Genomic DNA, 22,176 nt, shown 5'->3' with positions numbered 1-22,176 from the left:
CTCAACCCACTTTCGGTTTGAATTTCGATATATCAACGGCGCTGACCACTTGTTCCGTGATCAGCTTGCCTGTGCATTGATAGGTGGCATCCACCTGATACAAGTCCGGAGCTCCCCGTGGTGGGGGCGGAGGTGCTGATGAGAATATCTGCACGATCTCGCCCCACTTGTCGCCGGGTATCGGGATCTCGTTTTCTACCTCGATGGCTGCCATGAACGCGGTGGATAATTGCTGTGCCTTACCTGGCTTGTCAGCAAAAAAGGATACTTGAATGAGATATTCAAACCGCACAGACTCAGTCCCGACAGTGTAGGTCCCGTCTGTATTCCTGATGATGCCGTGCGGTTCGTACTCTCTCATGAGCCCTTTTTCGGCAGTACCGCCCACAAAGGAAATGTTGGCTGCGGGTATCACTTTTTTAAACTGAATGGGATTTGGCATATCATACCTGACAGCAAAATCACTACCGTGGACATTGCGTATCGCTGCTTGTATTGCTTTGTAGGCACACTCCAATGGGTCGCGGATCACAGACGTCTCATCTCCCGTTGCAGCTCCCTTTTAATCTGCTCCCGTATTTCATCCTTGGACTCATGCAATGCAGGCCGCAAGAACGGTCGTGGCGGAATGTTTTTTTGGGCGTATCCGAATTCTTGGGCAGCCGCATAATCGCCGGGGTTTCCTTTTCCCTGGTCTTTGTTCCCTGCTGCAACACCAACATAGACTACGCCGGAACTTCTTAGGCTATGGTCATCAATAGTGATAGCTTGCCGCAGGTGTCCGGTGTCGACCAGCGGAGCATCAGCATCACCGCCAGCTCCCCATGATCCATGTTGCCGCAGATACTTCTTACCGGCTTGGGTCAACTTTCCTGCTTGGGTCTTAGAAAGATGCTTTTTCCGGACTGTCTCCGGCTTCAGCTTTACCCATGCTGCATATGAACCAGACCCAGCTTGATAGCTACCGAGTTTTTTCTTCGCTTTCCCCATTACGATAGCAGCTCCCCGTTTAAGCCCACGTTTGCAGGCGTCATCAGCGTGCTGTGGAATACTCCCCAAAGCTTTGAACAGGTCATTGAAGCTACCCACTCAGATCACCGCCTTGGCCTTGCATTCTTTGATGATCAGTTGTCCGGCAAGTGTCGCGGGTGCAACAAGAAGGATGTTGTATCGCTTGTTGTTGTACTGAAGAATACGACCTTCCTTGATCTGCCGCTCGTCAGGTTCAGTACCGGTTTCGATGGAAATGAAATTCAAGACCTCGTCGGGATTGTCACCAATCGGAGTAGAATTTTCCTCAAGGTCATGTCCTGTCACTACAATTTTCACGGTTTCTTTATGCGGTTCGCCGCCTTCAGTCCCATCATCCCAAATAGTTAACGGATTCCTCGTGAAGTTGTTAGGATTAACTGTTTCGAGTTCGACTTCAATCTCGTACCCCTTCTGGCGAATATGACGATCGATGATACGGCGGACCTTGTTCGATAGCTTCAGTGCATCCATTAGGTCCACACTCCAATTGGCTTGGAAATGCTGTCTGTATAACGCTTCAGGCGTCGCTCTGCTTCTTTGCTGATCTGATCGAAGTTATCGAACTTGATTTCCAGCCCCTTGCCAAGTTTCAGGCCGCTGATTTCTGCTCCCTCCCGGACAATATTGTCCAGCAGCTTCCACATGGAGTAATCAAACAAAAGAGAAACATCTCGATCAGTAATACTCTCCAATGTGTGATCCGCCAGATAGGTGAATGTCAGGTCGAAGTTCCCGACTGGCGGGACGGAAAGGAAAAGGGTACGATCAAAAATCTCGTACCCCGTGAGTCCGCTTATCCACGTTTGGTAATCATCAGGAAGTTGATACTCGGTGATGTCAGGCAGAAGAGTAATCTTGCCGCGCTGTACTCGTGGACGATGTCGGGAGTAGTCACCGATCGCCTCGTTAAGCAAGTCAAGAAGGTCATCATCAAGGAACCGATAAGGCAAATCTTTATCTCCAACCTCATTCCGCAGGCGTGCTATCAGCTTTTGTTCCTTTTCCGTCATCGGCAGCTGCCCCCGTTTTCTCCTTTGCAGAAGATGCAGCCTTTTTGGTGGCTGCCTCCTTTTTATCGTCTGCTTTTTGAATTTCAGGTTCTTCGTATGTCTGACCGGGATGAACCATCTGGCCAGTAACCGGATGGATAAACGAGCAACCAGTGTTTACCTTCATGTCACCTACTCCTCCTTACACAAATTTGATCGTGCGGTATGGCGGGTTGTAAACGATGCCGTTCTTATCCGTCACCAATGGCGTTGCGATGCTGATTTGCTCGGTTGCGTAGTATTGCTTGGCCGAGGTCAGTTTGCCATTGGCATCGTAGTACGGTTCTGGACCTTCAATCTGCATTGGAGAACCTACACCAAAGCGCGTAGCGTTGATCTTACCGAGCAGGATTCGGCTGTCGCCGGCAGCCCACGGCGCATTGATTTCGCCCAGGTTCAGACCGTTGCGCTCTGCAAACCACATACGGCCTTGCAGCAGTCGGGTTCCTTCTGGCGATGCCCACTTGTAGAACAGCTCGGAGATTTTCAGGTTGACCATTGCGTTCAGGCTACCGATCGCAAAGTCCGGTGTGACATAGCGCGGAGCAGAACCCATGTAGGCTTTCTCGTAGTCGAAACGCTCCAGCAGACGATTGAAGTATTTGGACGGCTCAACACCATTCGGTACCGCCAGATCAAAGAACGAGATGTTCGTTGCGTAACTGTAAGAAATGGTTGGACGATTGGTGCCATCCACTCCGGATGCAGCTGTGAAGTAGACTTTGCCCTTTTCAAAGTCAACGGCGTAGTCACCGTTCTTGATTTGTCCAGTTACAGGGTCCCACGTACCGCGTGTGAGGGTTGTCGCTCCTTTCTTCGCCACGATGTTGTTGGCGATCGTATATTGGCGTTGCCCAGCAGCATCGATAGATTGGCGAATACGCGGAAGGACGATTGTTGGCACCAGTTTTTGATTGTAGGCGCCCGCTGTTTGTCCGCAGAGCAGTTTGACGACAAATGCGGCATTGGAACCGGCAGGTACATTAGAGCCATTGGCTGCTTCGATTTCGGTAGCAGCTACGGCCTCATTGGTAACCACTTTGGCTTGGTACTCATCTGCTACATGCAACATTTCCAGGCTGAAACGTTGATCCAAGTAGCGCTGGAAACGCATCGGCAGATTTGCAAGGTTGCGTGCCAGGACATCGTAACGGAATGGGCCTGATTGCATCTCGACCATAGCCTCTTTTGTCACTACAGTACCGCGTTTGATCCACTCAGCACCAAATTCCAACAGTGATGTGGTCGCGCCTTCAGTCGGAATACCGTCCAGTTCGCCCACGATGAGGTCATCCTGCGAATACAAGTCTGTGGAAAGAATCTCGACCGGAATTTTGTAAGTCGTACCAGCGAAACCTTCCGCCATGACCAGCTGCAAGAAGTTCAGGTCTTGCCAAGATTGCATCATCAAGGCATTGCTGATGATTGCTGCTTGCGCAAAATCACCAGTTGTAGAGACTGCCGAGTCCATGATCGCCCCATTGTTAATGGCTTCTGCTGAGTCAGTAAGGCTCTGCATATACTTCTTGAACTCCTGATTGTTTTCACGTTCCATTTGCTTCAAAGCGCGATCCATAATTGCACGATTCGCCTTGCGCAGCTCGGGGTCAGGAATTGCCCCGGTTTTGGAACGAATCACATCGTCCATAGCCGCCTGAAGGTTGTCCACGATCGGCTTCCACGGCTGCCCTTCGGCACCAACTTGTACCTCTGGATCGATTACGGTTGCGCGGCCAGCCTGCGGTACACCGAGAGCGCTCAAACGTTTTCCGATAACGAGTGAGTCAACAAAAGCCCGCTCTCGTTGGACGAAACTATCAACTTCAGCAGCGTCTGTGATGACAGCACCTTTTTGAATCAGACCATCTTTTACTTTCTGATCGTATGGCAATGCTGAGACAGCGTCGGCTAGCGCTTGTTGAGCTGCTTGTTTTTTACGTTCTGCCTCTTCGCGCTGTTCACGCTCTGCTTTTTCGCGGCGCAATTTTTCCAATTCATCTGTCATGGCGGTTGCATTTTCGGCCTTTTCCTTCAGCTCAATCGCTTGGTCGCACAGCGCCATGTCCGCGTGACCAGGATTTGCAGCTTTCCATGCTTTCAGTTGAGACAAGCTCATAGTCAAAAAGTTCACGTTTGGTTCCTCCTTGGAAATCGAATCAAGAATGACAGATACAGCCGCATCCGTTAAGGATTCCGGCGCGGTGAATGCTTCTGGCTCGGCTGGATTGAGCACCACGTCCCAGGTGTACAGGTTGAGTCGTTTTGCGACTCCTACGTTCTTACCTTGGACTTTGGCAGTCACGATGTCGCCGCTCATGCGATTTGAGAAGCCTATTGGCAGCCCAGCATCGAGCATGGCCTGGACTTGTTTCCCCATATCGGTTGTCAGTGGCTTATATTCGGCCCACACCACACCGTTTTCATCGATGCTGGCATCACGGAAGACGACGGCTTGATTTGGAACACTCGAATCAAAAAGCACCCGGCCATCAGCGCCTTTGTAACTGCGCGGGTGCGGGTGCTCTCCTGCGTATGGGAAGCCAGTAGCTTTTAATTGATCAAGTGCTGGCTGATAGACATTTCTTGGGTACAGGCGATTGTTACCGTTGATGGAATCAACCCGGGACACAGGCTGCCGATACCAACCGGACGGTTTTTGTGTGGAGTCCAAGATTGGAACCGCTCGGGACAGGCAAACATCCTTCGTTTCGCCTGCGCTGTCAGTCACTACAGCGAGTTTTACTGAGTCAGTGGCGACGGTCACTGTAGCATTCTGAACCGTGAACCCAAGATTGGGCTTGGCGGCTTCCTGTTCCTTTCTCGCTGCGTTCTCGACATCGTAGTAACCAAAATCAGCTCTGCACTTCGCTTCAATTGCATCATAATAGATTCTGCGGTCTACCTCCGTCAGAGGTGTATTGGCCAGGCTTTTTTTGATAGCAAGCAATGCGATCGCACTTCCTGCTTCGAGAATCTGTTTCATCAACGGATCGTCGGATAATGCGTCTTTGACTGGCTGTTCTTGGCCTGCTGTAAATCCGATGTTGTTGAAATACTGCAGGTCAATCGGTAAGTTAAAAATCGACTTTCTTCTATTCACAATGGCCCTCCTTTCATTTCGCTGTGGAATGTAATGTTTCGCTGCGTCTACAATGTGCATCACCGCCTTTCTCCAAAGCTAACGTTGCCAATTTTCTTTTCCCATGCCCTATCTCCTTTTAGTCTGCTGGTAGCCAAGTACATTTACATCTTGGATGCGCAGGCATGTCAGGGTGTTCATCGATGGGGTATACCTTGCCGTGCCTTTCCCGGCATACTGGACATGTACGAGCGTCGATGACTGCGGACCACTCCACTTTTGTAAAGCCCGCATCTGCGTATATCCGCTTGGCGCTGCGATTGTATGCCCACGACAACTCCGTCCTTGCAATGAGTTCCGCGCGGATCGGGTTCTCAATGATCGGCTGCACCTGCTTCATGATCTCTTTCCAGCCAGCATTGGCTGTGAACCCATCCGCCAGTGTACTTTGAATCTGCTTGCGTGTCGTTTCCTCGATTCCTTTGATACGAGAAGCCGACTCGTTCATCAGATCATCGCGGATATCCGTTCGAACGATGCGAGGTCTGATGGATTGGCTGCGGCCTTCTACCATTTGTGCCGCTTTTTCTGCTCCGAGCAGACCAGCCGCTAACATGTACTTAACGATCGCACGCTGATACTTACCTTGCTCGGCTTCAAAGGCATCCGTGAAGGCAGAAAGAATCTCATCCTCCGAATAGTCCATGATTGCCGAGTCGGTCACGGCGTCACTCTCGTAAGAGGACATGCGCTGTGTAACGGCATGAAAAAAACGAAGGACTTCTGCCTTCGCTCCAGCCTCAAACTTATCAAATTCGGGTCGATCCTCCAAAACCACATCCGTCACTGGCTCGTCGTCAGGTTTATCACCCTCAGTTGCTTGTTTCGCATTTTGAGCAGCCACAGCAAGAGCAAGTTTGACCTCTTTTTCCTTCTCTTCTTCAATTTGTGCCGCCAACTCCACGGGGTCTTCGATGTCGAAGTCGTCAGCAATCTCTTGTATGGCCTTTTGTGTGGTGATCAGCTTGCTTCCACCGCCTTTGCCCAGCGCGTTTTGAACTCGTTCCAGGCGCTCGGAGGCTGTCTCTGTGGACTTTTCTGTCCAGACCACATCATAAGCGATTGACTCCGGATTAATTCCGGCGAGCAGTAGTTGAAGATCGATCAACGCCCGATAACCGGAGAACGGGCCGACGTCTCCATATTCCAGAGTGTCTGTCATATCATCCAACGATTGGAGATACTGCGGATACTGGACTTTAAGGATATCGCGATTGATATTCTGGCCAGATGTCAGTACCGCTTTGGGAACGCCAAGATTCAACCAGAGTAGGTCGTCGAAGTATTCAATATCAGCCATTTCGGAGAGGTTGGCATCGCCTTGAATCGCTTTGACCTCTGCTGTTCCAACAAAATCACTCAGAAGATGTGCATTTTTCGTCGGGTTGCCGTTTTCATCGATGATCCGATTGTCCCGCGCATATTCTTGCGCATCTTTCTGTTGTGTTCCCTCAGGCAGCCTGTGACTCAACTTTTGCACAGACCTGAACTCCCGCCTGATTGCAGCAGCCATCTCCATCTTTTCGAGGATTTTAAAGGTCTTTCTGGCCGACGCGTAGTGTGATGTGCCGTAATGTTCCGTCTCCTCTGACAACCACCTGATATGGTTCATCTGAAACAGTGCGAAGTCCGTTCGTGAAGTACCAGGTGGCCCAATATCCATTAGTGCATTGATCTGTGTTAAAGGATCGATCTGGCTGAATGCACGCTCTGGGTCTGGAAACTCACCGTATGCATCACTATTTCGTTTCATGGTCAGTGCAGGCGCACGTCGCACATCCAAAACCAAGCCAGCAGCCATATCGACGATCGGGTTGAGGAATAGGTCGCCGTCACGCAACAGAGATCGCAGATGCTCCTCAGATTTGACTGACAGCTTTGTCCGTCGCATGAAGTCGTCGATCACTTGCTGCGCGATGTTGGCACCGGGAACCAATCGTTTTGGCAACTGCTTGCCCTGGCGCTTTAGGTGTGATCGATGCGCCTCGCTTCCTTGGACAATGACCCGGCAGCCTCCACGCGTGGCGTCCGCAGCAAGCCTCAGATTTGTCACTTTGAAGCGCAAGTCCCGTTTGATCAGCTCGCGCACCTCTCGAATGGTTGAAATCCGGTCAGTCGCTACTTTGAACTGGTCAAACACGTACATCTGAGGTGATTCGGCGTAAGAAGACCGCTGTTTCTCGATCTCTTCCGGGGACGACTGCTTGGTTTTCAGACCGAAAAAGTCCAGTATTTTCGTTTTAATGCTCAACTTAGTCTCACCCCCTTATCCGAAAATTGATGCGAAGTCAGGCATGATGGCGAATCCGACTGGTTTGATACTTCTGCGATGATTATGCTTGCGCATTTCCCAGCAAATAAAGTCACTCATCAGAATGTCATCGTGACAGCCGGTTTGGTGCTGATGTTTACCGTTCTTCTTCACAAAAGTCCTCATCTCTTCCAATTGACGTTTGGACGGGACGGGAATCTCTTTGTTTCGATAATCCTGCCTGTAATTTTCAATCAGAATCGGACGCGTCTTCGCTGTTGTTGGCCAGCCAGGGCGCTTTTGCTTCTCCTTTTTCTTGGCGTCGTAGTCCTCGTGATAGTATAGATTCGGGTAATCATGATCGTGGATGAGCGCAGCCAGTACAGCATGGCCATGGTTATTGCGCTCAACCCCGAGCAAAGCCGTGTTGTAGTAGTGGCCCCATTCGTTCAGGATATTGGCAAAAGCGTATGGCTCTTCCCAACATTGGCACTCAGCAACCTTTTCACCGGTGCTGCGCTTACGAATAGAGAATGTCGAAGCATCGTTCTCGTCTTCGTCCAGACCTTCCGCCACGTCCGCGCCCATGTCGTACTGCTCATCTGGATGTGGTTCTTCCCAAACCCATACGGCGCCGTCGCAATCTGTCCGGATTGGCTGCTGTGCATTGAGCATGTCTTCCTTCAGCTGCTCTTGATCAAAGCTCGAACGCCCAGACACGAGGAAGGCTTCTTCCGGGAAAGACGGATACTCCTGTTGGAACTGTTGAACATCGCCGTCACACTTGTTTTTGATCGTCGATCTGCGCCATTTCATCTGTTCAAGAGAAAGCTTGAAACGTTCTTGCAGTTTGCTTTCTTCTTCTGTGAGCGTAGCAGCAAATGCATCTCGCGCTGCGTCTGTTTCAAACTGTTCCTGGTAAGAAGGGAACTCATGCCATGCCACAAAGAGAGGTATGTAGTCATTCTCTCCCTTTACCGCCTTATCCCACATCTGTTGGTAATATTCACCGATGCCATTTGCGGTCGACTCAATAATACATACAGTGCCTGCTGCATCGGACAGCGACTGAAGTAGAGCCAGCATGTGTTTGCTCTTTCGGTTGTCAGGCCAGAATGCCAGCTCTGAGATATGCAGGTAGTGAATGGTGCCTGAACGCGCGAGAGTCTTTTGCTCTGCGGAGGCAACCGTAATCTTGGATTTCAGGCCCGGATTCTTGCGTTTGATCGATTCCAATGGGCTTGGATTCTCAAACGTGTATTTCTTTCCGTTGTCGTACTTCTTCATGGGCTTGTACAACTCAGGAACGTTCTCGTAGTATGTCTTGAACATTTCAAACAGGTTGTCGCTGGCTGTGCCTTCGTGCGCTACGATGAATGCATTCTTGGCTTCCTGCAAAGAGGACAAATAGTAAATGATCGCCTCTGTTGTTGTAGAGAAGCCGAGCTGACGAGCTTTTAGGATAATGATTCTAACCGGCTTGCCTTCTGCGATCCTATCGAATACGATATTGGCCAGCTTCTTTTGGGCGTCGTTTAGGATAAAGGGAAGGATAGCCCCTTCTTTAGTCTTGATCTTCAAACACTTAGCGCAAAACTTTTCAAAGTCATTGAGAATTTCGAATGCGATTTTAGCGTCCTTCTGATTCTTTTTGGCGAGTTTCTCGATTTTTTGTTTGATCTCTTTGGCGAAACGGATCATTGTTCATCATCCCGTAAGAAGCTCAAGTCGCCATCGTTATCTTTGCCATCATCCAGACCAAGCTCGCTGATCTGCTTCACGACGTTGACCTGTTCCATCTTAAGTTTCGCTCTGGCCGCCGGGCCGATACCCAGCGCTTGCATGCTTTGTCGTACTTGCCGTTTCAGCTCGTTGTACGTGCTGACCAATGGTTGCGCCGATAGCTGCTTTTTGCGTCGGTCGTGGATGACCAATCCCTCAACGGAGAAGTACATTTCGCACAACGCGATGGCTGCCATGTCCTTGGCCAACACCTGGACGAGCATGCGGTCTTGTTCTTCTACATAGTCCAGATCCATGACCTGATTTTCGATGTCCTCTTGGTACTTGGCCAAGTAAATGCAATCGGCGCCCTTCTTGAATCCCTTGCACTTGGTTCGCTTGACGCATTTGTCGCATGGATGCAGACCGGACTGGAGGAATCCCGGCACGCCGTGTTTGAGGTTAGGGGCATCCACTCGGTGATCCATTAGCGCAGCTTTCTGTCTCGCCTTGCCTTCTTCTGTTTTGGCTGACATGCTTGTTCACTCCTTTCATCAGCTCCACACATGTGCATTTGAGTGATTTAAGCAATGAAATTAGCTTGTTTAGGTCTTGGGTGGTGTATTTATACCAAAAACCACCGAAATAAGCTAAAATCATGGCTATATTTTGTCAATTGATGCCAGACGATCCGAAGCCGCCAGTTCCTCGTTCTGTTTCGTCCAGTTCGTCAACTGTCTCGAAGTCCGCCTGCAACACGCTAGCAAGTACCCCTTGCGCAATGCGGTCGCCCTTACGTATGACGTAGGTAAGCTTATAGAAAGTTTCGTCTTCATAGCCTACTGGTCTGTAATCAGTAGGCTTGCCATCAATTCCAAGTAGTGGTCCTGTTTCGAACTCAACCATGCCGTCAATGACTCTGCCTGGTATCAGCTGCGCGATGTTGTCGATGAGGATGCAGATCTCACCGCGAAAGCCTGCGTCTACAGTGCCTGGTGCATTCGACACTCGTAACTTGGTGTTGGCGCTGACTCCTGAACGCGGACGCACTTGAAGCTCGCGGCCGGGTGGCAGAGCTACAGCGATACCAGTGCGAATCTTGTCCGATTCACCCGGGACGATGACAGTGTCCTCAAGCGCATACAGGTCGAAGCCTGAGTCCTGCACCCTTGCGTATTTCGGCACGACCGCGTCCGGGTGTAGGAGTTTCAATTTGACGTTAACCTTTTGCTGATCCATGCGAATCGCTCCTTCCGCAATAAAAAAAGACCCGACTGGAGTCTTAATTTCCGTGCAGTTCATTTTCCTTTGCGGCCATGAACGCTAGCAATTAAAGGAACTGATCTCCTATGTACTTGCCTGCGTCGCCCATTTCTTTGAACTTCCTGGTATCAACCATTTCCTCGTATCCAAATAGAACGATTTCTGTTTGCAGGTTGTTTGTGATGTATTTCCACTCTGCTATGATTTCTTCATATTCGTCACCAAGGCTCCCTAGCGAGTCGATATGCAGCACGTCTCCCTCGCGGATTCCTCCCTTGTCACGCCACATAAGGTATCGCTCTCTGTCACCAGTATCTACAAACACTCGACGCTGGTCGATGCCAGACTCAATCATCATGGTGGCGATTTTCGTCTTCCGGGAATCATTATTGGGGTTTCGGATGTACCCGATATTCATTAAACCTCAACCCCATTCTCTTTCAACTTGGTGTACAGCGTTTTGCGTGACATCCCGCACGCTTTAGCGATCATGTCCATGCTCATACCAGTGTCGTTCCGCTTCTTAACTAGCTCGATTGCTTGCTGAAGTTCTTTACTGTCTGGAGTGTACTTTGGAGCCCGGCCTCGGAATGCTCCCCGTTCTTTTGCCGCTTGTATCCCTTCCATTTGCCGCTCGCGGATCATGTCCGCTTCAAATTCGGCGACAGCAGCTAGCATGGTAATCATCATTTTTCCCACGGGAGTGGAGGTGTCAACTACTTGCCCGCCCATGTTCAAGATCACTAGGGCAACTCCCTTTTCCCTCAACGACTCGATGATGTCCAATGCGTCCCGTGTGTTCCTTGCCATCCGGTCCAGTTTGGTTACGACGATCGTGTCACCCTCTTTCGTCGTTTCCATCAGCAAGTTGAACTGCTCCCGGTTGTCCTTCTTACGTCCGCTGATCTTTTCGGTAAAGAGTTTGTCGCACCCGTATGTATTCAGCGACTCGATCTGAATTTCCGTACTCTGCCCAGTAGAGCTCACCCTCGCATATCCGTAGATCATTGCGCAATCCCCCATGTATTTATTACACAAAGTTATTTACACAAAGATCATACCAATATTTATTACACAAGTCAATTACACAAATCATTCAACGTAGGAATGCGGGTTCGAGTCATCCGTTCAGATGTGTAATTAGATCAAACCCTATTACACAATCGGTATCATTCGAAATTGCACCGACGCTGCTATTATTTTGCTGCGATTTTTCCTTAACTTTTCGAAGCGCACTTAATAGTAACGATCTACCTGCTCAGAACCTAAACACGCCTATGCTTACAAAACGTCCTCTCCAAAGGGAGTAAACGCAGGATTTTTCTTCCCGGCTTCCAGAAGGACCCGTAAAATATTTGCATCAGGTCTACAGAGCTTCACAGCCTGCTCACGACGTTTTCACTATCAACCAAAGTAGTTACCCATCTTTGATTCCCAACCTCTCCAGAGCGGCTTGTACATCGCCAGTTACTTCAATCACATCAACATTGCCACTGACCTGTATGAATAGCTGCTGTCCATCTTGCATCATGAAGAAAGAGACTCCATCCTCATCCTTTGTCGGCTGAAATCTTTTTACATGGTAGCTCGTGATTACCTGGCCTTGGTCGTTATACTTCACTACCAGAAACTCTCTGCTTGTACCGCATCCATAGATTAGTAAAACGATGCAGCATATCATCAGCAAGTGCTTCATCTTCGATACCATTTTGCCTTCATTCCTTTCTCGTATCCTAGAGAACAATCATCTTGCTAATCGTTCCTTAGAAAATGCTTCAGCCATCTGCTCAGTTGGGTACACCATCATAGTTGGAGGTTCATCTACCCATTCGGATGCAATTAGCTTTGGATGATCGTTTATGCTCATGCTAACCCTCACCTTTCTTTCAAATAAAAAATGCCACTCTAAATACGAGTGACATGTCGCGAGTATATTTCTTTAATATTTTCTTTAAAGATTTTCTTTAGGCTTCGCGCTCTAATGAAGGAAAAAGTTTGACTGTCCTCGGATTAGAGGACAGTACCGTCCTCTACGTAGAGTACAGAACTGTCAGCGGATTAGAGGACAGTCACGGGTGTCAGCTAATTAGAGGATAGTGGGCTGTGAAGCCTTGATACATATGGGTTTGTGGCTACGACTGTACTCTAATTAGAGGACGGTCGTTTTGAGCAAAAGAAAAAGCACCGCGTGGGTGCCTTAATCTCTCTTACCATATTCGCCAATTAATCTGAGACAAGTAGACGGAAGATAAGGCCAAACTTCGTTGGAGCCATCGAAAAATCCGTCTTCTTCAGCTTGTGCCCAGTATTGTCTAGCCTCTTCATAGTATGGGACGTGAAGTCGTCGAATCATTTCAATCAATTCACTTTTGTCTTTGAGATTATCTAGCTCAAGCATCCTTGTCAAATAAACTAATCCGTCTGGACCTACAAAGTCATCCAAGTGGCCATCACTTACCGATTTACCTTGATGGAAAAGTGAGTGTTCATTGTACATGCATCTTTGATCGTGATGTACAATTCTATATCCACTTGCTATAAATTCATCTCCTTCCGTATACCATTCAAACCATCCATCCTCTGGTTTTTCAATTACACCACCACAAGAATCACAAATCCATTGCTGCAAAGACTTTAACTTGATTTTACTGCCAAGAATCTTAGCCTGCATTTCCAATTTTTCCATTTTTCATCCTCCTCTCGATACCATTTTGCGGTAATCTGAAGAGGTTGTCTATATCGTTGGCCCCACTTACTCCGGCGTGAGGTAGCCGCCACGATCCATTCCTTTGGCCGCTGTGGTCGCGGTTGCCCGGGAGAGGGTATGAGCTGCTGCAAGCGTGAACAAACCGGCAGGAACCAGGAACGGAGTGTTTGGAGCGCTAAAAAACACAAAAGCCACCCGAAGGCAGCTTTTGAATAACTTTCTATGCTATAACTATACACCGGAAAAAGCGTCTTGTTCTGTGTAGTGCCTTTGAAATTTCAGTAATTTTTCGTTGCTGCTTTTTCTGTTTTTATCAAGGCGTCAAGCCCAGCAGCAGCTTCTTGTTGCATGTTTGGCATCAGGTGCCCGTACGTGTCCATGGTGATCGACACGGAGGAATGGCCCAGGCGTTCAGAGATCACCTTGATGTGAACGCCTTGCTTTATCAGCAGGCTTGCGTGCGTGTGCCGCAGATCGTGGAATGTAATCTTCGGAGCTCCAGTCTTTTTTAAGAAACTGGACCACATCTTTTGAATGCCCCTCTGTGTAACCGGTCCGCCAAAGTGAGTGCAGACAACGAGGTCGTTATCTTGATAGTTCTGTTTATGTTTCCAGCGGTCTTGGATAATTAATTTTCGATGCTCCCTCAGCGCTTCCACCGTTTCCGGTGATATGGCAATATTCCTTACGCTGCTTTTGTTCTTTGCCCCAGGCTTTATTTTCCTTTTCCGTGTAACGGTTTGCTGTATGGTGATATTCCGATTCTCAAAATCAATGTCCGACCAACGTAACCCCAGTATTTCTCCTTGCCGCATGCCCGTCATGATCGCCAGATAAGCAGCAATCCAGTGCCGGCTTGCCTGCTTGGTTTTGACCAAGAAATCACTGGCGAATTCCGGATCCCAAACGACCAACTCACGTCTCCTTGAAGCCTGCGGCTTTTCCACCTTGTTAGCTACGTTCTTCGGAATGATATCCTTCATTGCCGCAGCATTTAGTGCCGCATTGACGACGGAAAAGATGCGCTTGATCGTGGCTGCTGCTAACCCCTTTTCGTGTAACGAATCCAAAAACAGCTCTATGTCGTGGGCAGAGATCTTAAAAAGAGGAATTTTTCCAAGCGCAGGAATGATGTGAGTGCGCAGATATGAGTCGTAAAGCTCAAGGGTCTGCTCTCCCAAGTTTCGCTTAGTCTTAATCCACTCTTGTAAATAGTCCTGGAACAACTTTTTGGTAGGCTCGATGTACTCGCCCTTTTGTAAAGCCGCCTGGGCTTCAATCATCGCTCTTTCAGCATCTTTTTTTGTACGAAACCCGCGCTTGGTGATCCGCTCACGAACGCCGTTCTTAATCTCTCCAGTGTAAAACTGGAACCACCATTTTTTGTCGCCCTTTGCCTTTTCGTTTTTATAGACTGGCATATTTACCCTCCGATCTTGCCGCCAACTCTGCGAATAGGTTATTAAACACCCCAACCGTCTCCCAATCATCGGTAGCTAGCAAAGCCAGCTTTCTTTTTTCAAGTTCGGTCAGCGCTCTACCAGTAGCCTTTTCCAGGTTTGCGAAAAACAACTCAGCCTGTCTTGATGCTCTTTCAATAACAAGTGGCGTATGACCACGATCTTTGAGATAGCTCTTAGCATCAAACATTGCCGAAAACCCCCTTAGCATCAAATTAGCATCAAATTAACTTTTTAGAACAAAAAAGCGGCACAATCCCTTATTTAATAAGGATTGTACCACTATATACGCTACCCTTCAATCGTGCCACCCCTCCTTGTGGGCTCTACAGGAACAAGGTTGAGGGATTACAGAGTCACCTTATCCTATGATGGGGGGTGGGTGATGGTGCCGGAATTTCAAGGATTTTAGGCTTTTGCCTTACATCCTATTCACAAAATGGGCAATGGGTTCCGAACACCACACAAGAAACATCTCCAGCCATCCCCGCCACTTCCGAAAAAATCATGTTGGTCGGCAGTCTGCCGGTTGTCTCTTTGACCAAACAGGCTTGCGTACTTACCCGCTTGGGGAGGCTGGCGCCGGAACCCAAAGGCCAACACCGCCCCCGACACTTCAGTCTATTCACATAGCATGTGTGCTGCTCCCTTCTTTCCCCCTCCTTTTTCCGCGTTCTTCGCAAACCTGTCCCAGCAGGGCGCACAGCCACACCAAAAACCCCGATCCATCACGACCGGGGCCATCAACTCCATCATCTTTACGGTTAAATAAACGGCGTGCGATGATACGTCTGTTCGAACTTCTCGCGCAATCCCTTCGCCAACAGCGTGAACGAACCGATTGCGATCACGAAAGCAACCAGCGGCGTCAGGAATATCCAGGTGTAATTGCTGTAAACAAACCCCCGGTACGCTCCGAGCAGCCCAGCCCACTCATGCGTGATCGAGTGGAAAAGGACGGGGTCCATCGTCATTTTCGTCCCGCCGACAAACAGGTCAAACATCCCCAAAAGTCCCATCAAGGTCATGATGGCGACCATTTCTGTCACCAAAATAATAATGATCTGCTCTTTCAAGTGCGGGAGAATATGCCGGAAAATGATTTGCTCGCGTCCCGCTCCCAACGAGGTAGCCGCCAGGACGTATTGCGATTCCTTGATCTGTTCTGTCTTTTGACGAATGGAAGAAGCCACAGAAGGCGCTCCCAGCACTCCGACAAGCACGATGAAAAACAGGACAAGCGTCGATGTCGGCGTCAATGGATTGATATTGATGCCTTTGAGCAAAAAGTAGACGGGGATGAAGATCGGCATGTAGCTCCAGGCGTTTTCGATGGCGAGCCACCAGCGCTGCGGCTTGTCCTGAATGCCGATATACAGTCCGAGAAACGTCCCGATCAACAGGCGCACAGCAGCCACCGCCAGCGTGACAAAAACAGTATAAGGAGCGCCGTGCAACAACAGTGTGAGCAGATCGTATCCCCATTTGTCCGTTCCCAGCCAGTGAGCCTCAGACGGCGGCAATGGCGGTGCGATGATGATGGTTTTGCCGTTTACGACCTCGTTGCGCAGCTTTTCCTGATAGTCCAGCTCATAAGGAGCGATATACGGCCCGAGCACACCGAGGATCAGGAGCAGCACCACGAGGATGCTCCCCGTCCACAAAGACCAGTTGAATCCTTTTTGCATAGAAAAACCTCACTCGTTACGACGAAACATCGCGTTATTTGTACACGGCTACCCGTTCGAACAGGTACAGCACCGCGCGGATGAGCACATAGACCAGAATCGAGAGCAAAATGATGCCCAGCAGCCCCATGACCGCGGCATTGAACTGATAGCCCCCGTCCTTGCTGAAAATAAAGCGGGTAAGACCGACGACGTTGAGCAAATATTCCACGATGAACAAGTTTGCGACAGTAATCGCAATCGTCTTTTTCAAATCGGCCACGAGAAACGGCTTGATGTTTTTGTATACGTGGTGGGTCAGTACATGCCAAATGCCCATCCCTTTTGCAAGCGCTGTCTTAATGTAATCTTCGCCGCCGATTTGCACGTATTTCAGACTGACTACTTTCATCAGGAAAATCGTTGGCCCGATCGCGAGCAGCGTCATCGGGAACCAGTCATTGGCGGAGTCGCTGGTAGGCGACAAGGTGATGATGCGAATATTCGTCAGCTTGTAAAATCCGACTGCTGCCAAAATCGACATAAAAATCAGAATAAAATCGGGAATCGTGGCAACAAGATTCAGAACCTTTTGCAACTGGCGGACCATGCGAAAGCGTTGCAAAAACAAGCCGAATACCAGACTGGCCACCACAGCAATGCTGACGCTGGAAAACAAGAGCTTAAACGTATTCATGGCAAACGGGACGATATCCTCCGCGATGCTTCTCTCATTTTCCCCCAAGTAGTAGGTGCCGAGAGAACCACTCGCGATCTGCTGGATCAAAAAGACAGAGTGGACAACGATTTCTTCCGGTGCGAATACGATCTCTTCCTTGACCGTATATAGCATAAATGGCCCGCCACAGACGACGATGACCAGGAAGAACATCCCAAGCAGTTGTTTTACATATGACAAACACTCCTACCCCCTTACTAATTCCAACAATACACCATCTAAAAAAAATCATCTATACAATCAAAAAATATTTTATGTTTTTTTATATTTCAGACAATAGATTCGTTTCTCCTTCTAAAACAAAAAAGACGGCCGCTGCCGCCTTTTACCGGATCACGATAATTTGAATTTCCAATCGGCCCATGTCATGCAGATCGAGAGGGGCCGTAAGCGCTGTTCCCGTCACGTCTTTCAAATCTTGATGATGCACGAACAACGGAGGCGTAATGTCGACAATCACACCGTTATTGGATAGCAAGGTGCTGGCGTTGCCTGAGATCATGTTCCCCAGCTCGGATATGGCGCTCTTCCCCAGCTCGTCCATCTCCTGCACCGGAAAACCACCCATCATGGCAGAGACAATGCGCAAAGCCAAATCCTCTTGCAGACCAAAAAACACGTCTCCTTGCAATTGCCCTGTCATCCCGATCCGAATCCAGGTGTGACCCTCCGCATTGCTCCACTCCTTCTCAGCCAATTCCCCACGCGAAATGCCTACGTTACATACCTGTTGAATCACAGAGGAGGCTGATTCAAGAAATGGATCTAGGTATTTGACTATCATTTGCGATCTCTTCCTTTCCCGGGCAATTATCTCTGCTATAGGACTATCATAATGTCGATATTTGGCAGATGCAAGACTATCACAAAAACTTCATAGGCAAAAGGTCACTTATCCGCCGAACTCCCGGAAATAATTCCCATACTTTTGCATCATGCCTTTTGGTATAGATAGCCGAGCACGTACGCAGATCCAACACTTCTACGCCTACCTCATGCCGGCTTAGCTGCCACATCGGCAAACTGAGCCGCTCAAATGCAAAAACAGTATCGCCAAATGCGAGACACTCTGCTATACAGCGCTCATCCGGATAGCTATCGTCTGCTTCGAGCAAATGGACAGGCTCCAGTCCGAACTGCTGAAGCAGGTGCAGCCGATCCATGCATTGCGCCTTGCCGTTTTTCCCGGCAATTCGTCTGGGCGAGAGCAGTGGATACTCTTTTCTAACATATTCCCACTTGATTCCGTGATAAAACATCGAATTTGTTTCCCCCTAAAGCAGCAAGCCCGGCTGCAGCGATAATTCGCTACGCCGGGCCATCCTTACTGCTTCCTTTTGCCGATCACGTTCATTTCGGCGCGCACTTCACGTCCCAGCGAGTCGGTTGCGATCACAGTCAGCTTTTGCTTCCCTTCCTCCACCCGATTCAGCACCAGGCGGAACCCTCCACGGTCATTCACATCCGCAGCAATCGGCTGCTCTTTGTACATGACTTGCACATGGACGGGGCCTGCCCCTGTCACCTTGCCTTCGATCGGCAGCGTCTCGCCTTCCTGGCTCTCCACTTGTTGTTTCATCAATTGAATCGTAGGCGCGGCTACCGTTCTCGCCCGATAGTTCAGCCGTTGCTCTCCCAAGGTGAGCACGACCGTTCCAGCGCTTGCATCCACGTACGCGTATAGCAGCAGCGAGCTTTGATTGCCTGCCCCGTCTTTTCCTTCGATCAGGACGCGGTTCTCTCCTTGCTTCATCGGCAAAACGTGCGTCAAATTTTTGTGCACAGGTATTTCCAGCTGGTCTTCCTCGAAGTTGGAAACGATCTGTCCGTTGACGCTCGCCTGCCCCTTGTACGTTTGATCGCGGTACATGAAGCGAATCGGCACGAGCATCGTTTTCGTTGCCGGGTCAAACTGAATGTCCTCGGAGCCGTCGTTTTGCAGCTGCAGCATCGGCGGGCTTGTATCGACGATGACGCGCTGCGTGAACTGCCTTGTATTGCCGTACATGTCAGCAGCGCTGTAGACGACGTAGTTCAATCCTTCTTGCAGTCTCAGGATCGTTTCGAACGAACCGTCTGCCTCCAGCTTCACAGGTGTTTTGTTGATGGATAAACGAACTCGGTCGAGCAGCTCCTCGCCTGCTACCTTCCCGCGCAAGGCGACATCCGGCTGCTTCGATATTTTCAAATAGCTGAACAGGTCATCCGGAAATTCTACGAACGGCGGCACCGTATCGCTCTTGCCGTTTACATTCGCCACACCGATGTTTCCGGCGTAGTCAAAGGCCACTACGCTGATTTTTTTCTCCGGCTGGTTGACCAGCGTACTCGTAATTTTCGGGGAGTACGGCCCTCCTACTTTCTTGCCGTTCACGTACAGTAAATAGCCTTGCACATCTTTGTCCCGGCTGCTCCACTGCACTTTGTTGCCGGAGACAGACGCGGTTACGACAGGCGGTTTCGTGTCTACGCGAATCGGCAGTGTCATCGTCTGCCAATTCGTTTGCCGGCCGTCGATCTTTGCCTTGATCAAAAACTGGTACGCGCCGTCTGGTGCTTGCACATAGCTGCCTTTTTGCGGGGAAAAGATTTTGCCATCCCAGCTCCACGCTTCCCGTTCCGTGTAGTAATAAGGCGTTCCCAGCTTGGACTGGTCGTACTTGCTGATTTTTTCATCGCGCACAAGTGTCCGTACCGGCTTGCCTGACTGGTCGATGACCTCCACGATCACTTGACGGGCGTTGCGCAAAAACGTAATCGAAGGAGCGGCGATATCGTAGTGTCCATCTCCGTTTGGCGAAAACGCAATCTGGTTCGGATCAATCTGTGCCGTGCCGTCATCTTTGGCACCCGTCACGCCCAAATAATCGCGGTAACGCCATTTGTCATTGCGTTTATCGTGGAACCAGGTTGTTTTGACGCCCGTGCGCTTTTCCTGGCTGCCAGCCTCCCACACGGGCTGATCCATGATCCGCGGTTCATCCCAGTCCCCGAAAAAGCCGAAATACGGCACGCGCAAGACAGGCAACGCTTTCTCCTCCGGCAAAAAGGCGATGAACCCTTCCGCAAACTGGTTGCGCGATGCTGTCTGAGGAATCGCCAGCGTCACTTTGACCTCTGCTCGCTTCCCTGGCTCCACGGTTACCTTTTGTGCGGAAAAACGCAGCTGTGCCCCTTCCAGAGCGGTTTCCGTAAGCATATTCAGGCCATCCTTGCGCAAATCGGTCATGACGCCGTACTCATCTTGAATCTGATACGTCAGCGGCTTTTTCCCAAACTTGTTATCGACAAACAGCGAAAATGTCGTCGTCTGACCGATCTCTCCGAGCGAGACGCCTGCTTTTCCTTTCGCGTCTACGACTACCGCCGGGGTCTGGATCGCCTTGGCGATTTGCATCAAGCCCGCTCCTTGCACGCGCGGGCTGTACGGAACCTTTTTCACCTTGGCCTTGTCAGATGCAGCCACGCTCCCTCGCGGATCGAGCACCGGCTCGGCCGTGTTCATCGCCGCTGCTTTCAACGTTTCCACCAAAGCTCGTCCTTGCAGGTTGCGCCCTTGCTTTTGATACGCTTGCTTGAGCAGCGCCATCCCGCCCGCCACGTGCGGCGTCGCCATCGAGGTTCCGCTTTTCACGGCGTACTCCGAATCGCGCACAAGCGACAAAATGCCTCCGCCCGGTGCCGCAATCTCCGGCTTGAATTGCAGATCGGGAGTCGGTCCCCAGGAGGAGAAGCCGGAAATCGTTCCGCCATCCGGGTACGGCATCGGATTTTGCGCGTATTCGCCATTGAAGGTGACCGTTACTTTTTTGCCTTTTTTCACTGCCTGCGCCAGCTGCTCCCCCATCTGCTTGAGCACAGCGACGGCAGGAATTTGCTTCAAATGCTCCGCGCTTATAATCAGCGGCCCTGATTCATTGTTGTAAATGATCGCGCCGACAGCACCCGCCGCTTTCGCCAGGCGCAGCTTTTCGTCAAAAGAAATGTCGCCGCGCTCCAGCAGCACGATTTTTTCCTTGACCGAGACGTTGTAGTCTTCTTTTTTGCCTTTGCCCATGTAGACGAGCGGATACGGCTTCAGGAGAGACACGACCGGATTGAGCGCGGCCCCGCTCTCCACGTGCCCCGGCAAGTATACGACTCGTTCCAGCCCTGATACACCCTGGACGGAAAAGCTGTTGCCCGCAAGTGTCGTCGCGTTGACAGAAGCAACGGAAAACGCGTCCGGACTGAGCCCGGGAGAACCGATCATCGCCACGTCCGGGTTTTGCGCCCGAACTTTGTCACTGCCAAAATAAGAGTCATTCCCCGCAGCAGCCACGACGATCACGCCATTGTCGACGGCTTTTTTCACGGCCATCTGCTCGACGTTTGACTCATCCACGTATCCGGCAGAGGAGCCGAGACTGAGGTTGATGACGTCCGCTTTTTTCGTGATCGAGTCGTTGATCGCAAACAGGATGGACTCACTGAGGCCGGGCACTTCCCCCTGATAGTTGGAAAAGACTTTCTGGCTCATGATTTGCGCTTCCGGTGCAACTCCTTTGATTTTCCCGTTGGCGGCGATGATCCCGGCCACGTGGATGCCGTGTTGGGATTCGGCGACATCTTCCGTCGTCTGGTTGCGGTCCGCCCAGTTGAAGCCTGGAATCACCTTTTGGGCCGAACCGGACTTTTGCACCGCCAACCGCTTGTCGTGCGGCGCTGGCAAGTCAGGATGGCGCGGGTTCACTCCTGTATCGATGACGGAGACGAGCATCCCTTCCCCTTTGACGCCTGCTTCCTGCCAGGCACGGCCAGCCTCGATCATCTCCAGGGTGGACACTTGCGCTTGCACAGCTTGTTCGCCCAGTGGAACCGACTCCGAGCGCTGCCACTCATTGGCGCTGCTTGCCCGCTGTCCGCTCCCTGCCGTCTCTGCTGAATGACTTGTATGTAATGGCTGCTTCATTTCCGCCAAATCCTGCATGACCACACGCGGCAGAACAGCGGAGTCGCCAGAAGCGAACACGTCTGCCTGCGTCTGATTCACGGTTGTTACGGGAAGCAAAACCAACGCTAACCCTAAGCTGATCACCTGTTTTTTCATCGTTTGCCCCCTTGTTGGAAGTACACCCATTATGTATCAGTTTTCACTGGGAACCGCT

At 50.3% G+C, this 22,176-nt stretch carries 22 protein-coding genes; all 22 read right to left on the bottom strand.

The genetic code is table 11. The annotated features are described in order from the left end of the window. Position 1 precedes the first annotated feature (1 nt). On the bottom strand, positions 2-532 hold the full coding sequence (locus HP435_RS08655; protein ID WP_229049861.1) for a hypothetical protein: 531 nt from the start codon (positions 530-532) through the stop codon (positions 2-4). Then, complete coding sequence (locus HP435_RS08650; protein WP_173600251.1) at positions 529-1,089, bottom strand: HK97 gp10 family phage protein; 561 nt, start codon at positions 1,087-1,089, stop codon at positions 529-531. Before HP435_RS08650 ends, HP435_RS08655 begins: the two co-directional genes overlap by 4 nt. Next, positions 1,090-1,503, bottom strand: coding sequence for a hypothetical protein (locus HP435_RS08645; protein WP_173600252.1), 414 nt, complete (start codon positions 1,501-1,503; stop codon positions 1,090-1,092). It lies immediately after the preceding gene. Then, positions 1,503-2,042: a hypothetical protein gene (locus tag HP435_RS08640; protein WP_229049860.1), complete on the bottom strand. Its 540-nt coding sequence runs from the start codon at positions 2,040-2,042 to the stop codon at positions 1,503-1,505. The genes HP435_RS08645 and HP435_RS08640 overlap by 1 nt, the downstream gene beginning before the upstream one ends. Further along, positions 1,999-2,208 (bottom strand): hypothetical protein, encoded by a 210-nt coding sequence (locus HP435_RS08635; RefSeq protein WP_173600291.1) that lies wholly within the window; start codon positions 2,206-2,208, stop codon positions 1,999-2,001. The genes HP435_RS08640 and HP435_RS08635 overlap by 44 nt, the downstream gene beginning before the upstream one ends. Before the next feature lie 15 nt (positions 2,209-2,223). Next, complete coding sequence (locus HP435_RS08630) at positions 2,224-5,181, bottom strand: hypothetical protein (RefSeq protein WP_229049859.1); 2,958 nt, start codon at positions 5,179-5,181, stop codon at positions 2,224-2,226. A gap of 118 nt (positions 5,182-5,299) precedes the next feature. Further along, a complete protein-coding gene (locus tag HP435_RS08625) occupies positions 5,300-7,471 on the bottom strand; it encodes a portal protein (RefSeq protein WP_229049858.1) in 2,172 nt (723 codons plus the stop codon). Between the two features lie 15 nt (positions 7,472-7,486). Further along, the gene (locus HP435_RS08620; protein WP_173598324.1) at positions 7,487-9,172 is read right to left on the bottom strand and encodes a terminase large subunit; all 1,686 of its coding nucleotides are present in this window, start codon (positions 9,170-9,172) and stop codon (positions 7,487-7,489) included. After that, positions 9,169-9,729, bottom strand: a complete 561-nt coding sequence (locus HP435_RS08615; RefSeq protein WP_173598325.1) for a P27 family phage terminase small subunit — start codon at positions 9,727-9,729, stop codon at positions 9,169-9,171. Before HP435_RS08615 ends, HP435_RS08620 begins: the two co-directional genes overlap by 4 nt. A 136-nt stretch (positions 9,730-9,865) precedes the next feature. Then, positions 9,866-10,432 (bottom strand): dUTP diphosphatase, encoded by a 567-nt coding sequence (locus HP435_RS08610; RefSeq protein ID WP_173598326.1) that lies wholly within the window; start codon positions 10,430-10,432, stop codon positions 9,866-9,868. Positions 10,433-10,523: 91 nt separating this feature from the next. Continuing rightward, positions 10,524-10,874, bottom strand: a complete 351-nt coding sequence (locus HP435_RS08605) for a hypothetical protein (RefSeq protein ID WP_173598327.1) — start codon at positions 10,872-10,874, stop codon at positions 10,524-10,526. After that, the gene (locus tag HP435_RS08600) at positions 10,874-11,464 is read right to left on the bottom strand and encodes a recombinase family protein (protein WP_173598328.1); all 591 of its coding nucleotides are present in this window, start codon (positions 11,462-11,464) and stop codon (positions 10,874-10,876) included. Before HP435_RS08600 ends, HP435_RS08605 begins: the two co-directional genes overlap by 1 nt. A gap of 409 nt (positions 11,465-11,873) precedes the next feature. Continuing rightward, a complete protein-coding gene (locus HP435_RS08595) occupies positions 11,874-12,164 on the bottom strand; it encodes a hypothetical protein (RefSeq protein ID WP_173598329.1) in 291 nt (96 codons plus the stop codon). Positions 12,165-12,653: 489 nt separating this feature from the next. Then, positions 12,654-13,142 (bottom strand): hypothetical protein, encoded by a 489-nt coding sequence (locus HP435_RS08590; RefSeq protein ID WP_173598330.1) that lies wholly within the window; start codon positions 13,140-13,142, stop codon positions 12,654-12,656. Between the two features lie 66 nt (positions 13,143-13,208). Next, positions 13,209-13,349, bottom strand: coding sequence for a hypothetical protein (locus tag HP435_RS08585; protein WP_173598331.1), 141 nt, complete (start codon positions 13,347-13,349; stop codon positions 13,209-13,211). 92 nt (positions 13,350-13,441) lie between these two features. Beyond that, complete coding sequence (locus HP435_RS08580; protein WP_173598332.1) at positions 13,442-14,584, bottom strand: site-specific integrase; 1,143 nt, start codon at positions 14,582-14,584, stop codon at positions 13,442-13,444. Continuing rightward, positions 14,571-14,813 (bottom strand): hypothetical protein, encoded by a 243-nt coding sequence (locus HP435_RS08575; protein WP_173598333.1) that lies wholly within the window; start codon positions 14,811-14,813, stop codon positions 14,571-14,573. Before HP435_RS08575 ends, HP435_RS08580 begins: the two co-directional genes overlap by 14 nt. 574 nt (positions 14,814-15,387) lie before the next feature. After that, positions 15,388-16,311 (bottom strand): ABC transporter permease, encoded by a 924-nt coding sequence (locus tag HP435_RS08570; RefSeq protein ID WP_063227185.1) that lies wholly within the window; start codon positions 16,309-16,311, stop codon positions 15,388-15,390. Between the two features lie 34 nt (positions 16,312-16,345). After that, a complete protein-coding gene (locus HP435_RS08565) occupies positions 16,346-17,209 on the bottom strand; it encodes an ABC transporter permease subunit (protein WP_229049857.1) in 864 nt (287 codons plus the stop codon). Positions 17,210-17,354: 145 nt separating this feature from the next. Then, entirely contained in the window at positions 17,355-17,813 is a 459-nt protein-coding gene (locus HP435_RS08560; RefSeq protein ID WP_122963188.1) for a chemotaxis protein CheX, read from the bottom strand. A gap of 79 nt (positions 17,814-17,892) precedes the next feature. Beyond that, a complete protein-coding gene (locus tag HP435_RS08555) occupies positions 17,893-18,288 on the bottom strand; it encodes a hypothetical protein (RefSeq protein ID WP_063227188.1) in 396 nt (131 codons plus the stop codon). Positions 18,289-18,353: 65 nt separating this feature from the next. Beyond that, positions 18,354-22,118 (bottom strand): S8 family serine peptidase, encoded by a 3,765-nt coding sequence (locus HP435_RS08550; protein WP_173598334.1) that lies wholly within the window; start codon positions 22,116-22,118, stop codon positions 18,354-18,356. Between the last annotated feature and the right edge of the window lie 58 nt (positions 22,119-22,176).

This window comes from Brevibacillus sp. HD3.3A (assembly GCF_013284375.2).
In the GTDB taxonomy this organism is placed as follows: Bacteria; Bacillota; Bacilli; order Brevibacillales; family Brevibacillaceae; genus Brevibacillus; species Brevibacillus parabrevis.
This window is presented reverse-complemented; position numbering and strand designations above follow the sequence as displayed.

Excerpts from the sequence above, each read along its gene's own strand:
- HP435_RS08595 (WP_173598329.1), bottom strand. The coding sequence starts at position 12,164 with ATGGTATCGAAGATGAAGCACTTGCTGATGATATGCTGCATCGTTTTA.
- HP435_RS08610 (WP_173598326.1), bottom strand. The coding sequence starts at position 10,432 with ATGGATCAGCAAAAGGTTAACGTCAAATTGAAACTCCTACACCCGGAC.
- HP435_RS08640 (WP_229049860.1), bottom strand. The coding sequence starts at position 2,042 with ATGACGGAAAAGGAACAAAAGCTGATAGCACGCCTGCGGAATGAGGTT.
- HP435_RS08620 (WP_173598324.1), bottom strand. The coding sequence starts at position 9,172 with ATGATCCGTTTCGCCAAAGAGATCAAACAAAAAATCGAGAAACTCGCC.
- HP435_RS08590 (WP_173598330.1), bottom strand. The coding sequence starts at position 13,142 with ATGGAAAAATTGGAAATGCAGGCTAAGATTCTTGGCAGTAAAATCAAG.
- HP435_RS08605 (WP_173598327.1), bottom strand. The coding sequence starts at position 10,874 with ATGAATATCGGGTACATCCGAAACCCCAATAATGATTCCCGGAAGACG.
- HP435_RS08580 (WP_173598332.1), bottom strand. The coding sequence starts at position 14,584 with ATGCCAGTCTATAAAAACGAAAAGGCAAAGGGCGACAAAAAATGGTGG.
- HP435_RS08600 (WP_173598328.1), bottom strand. The coding sequence starts at position 11,464 with ATGATCTACGGATATGCGAGGGTGAGCTCTACTGGGCAGAGTACGGAA.
- HP435_RS08550 (WP_173598334.1), bottom strand. The coding sequence starts at position 22,118 with ATGAAAAAACAGGTGATCAGCTTAGGGTTAGCGTTGGTTTTGCTTCCC.
- HP435_RS08555 (WP_063227188.1), bottom strand. The coding sequence starts at position 18,288 with ATGTTTTATCACGGAATCAAGTGGGAATATGTTAGAAAAGAGTATCCA.
- HP435_RS08575 (WP_173598333.1), bottom strand. The coding sequence starts at position 14,813 with ATGTTTGATGCTAAGAGCTATCTCAAAGATCGTGGTCATACGCCACTT.
- HP435_RS08615 (WP_173598325.1), bottom strand. The coding sequence starts at position 9,729 with ATGTCAGCCAAAACAGAAGAAGGCAAGGCGAGACAGAAAGCTGCGCTA.
- HP435_RS08635 (WP_173600291.1), bottom strand. The coding sequence starts at position 2,208 with ATGAAGGTAAACACTGGTTGCTCGTTTATCCATCCGGTTACTGGCCAG.
- HP435_RS08570 (WP_063227185.1), bottom strand. The coding sequence starts at position 16,311 with ATGCAAAAAGGATTCAACTGGTCTTTGTGGACGGGGAGCATCCTCGTG.
- HP435_RS08645 (WP_173600252.1), bottom strand. The coding sequence starts at position 1,503 with ATGGATGCACTGAAGCTATCGAACAAGGTCCGCCGTATCATCGATCGT.
- HP435_RS08560 (WP_122963188.1), bottom strand. The coding sequence starts at position 17,813 with ATGATAGTCAAATACCTAGATCCATTTCTTGAATCAGCCTCCTCTGTG.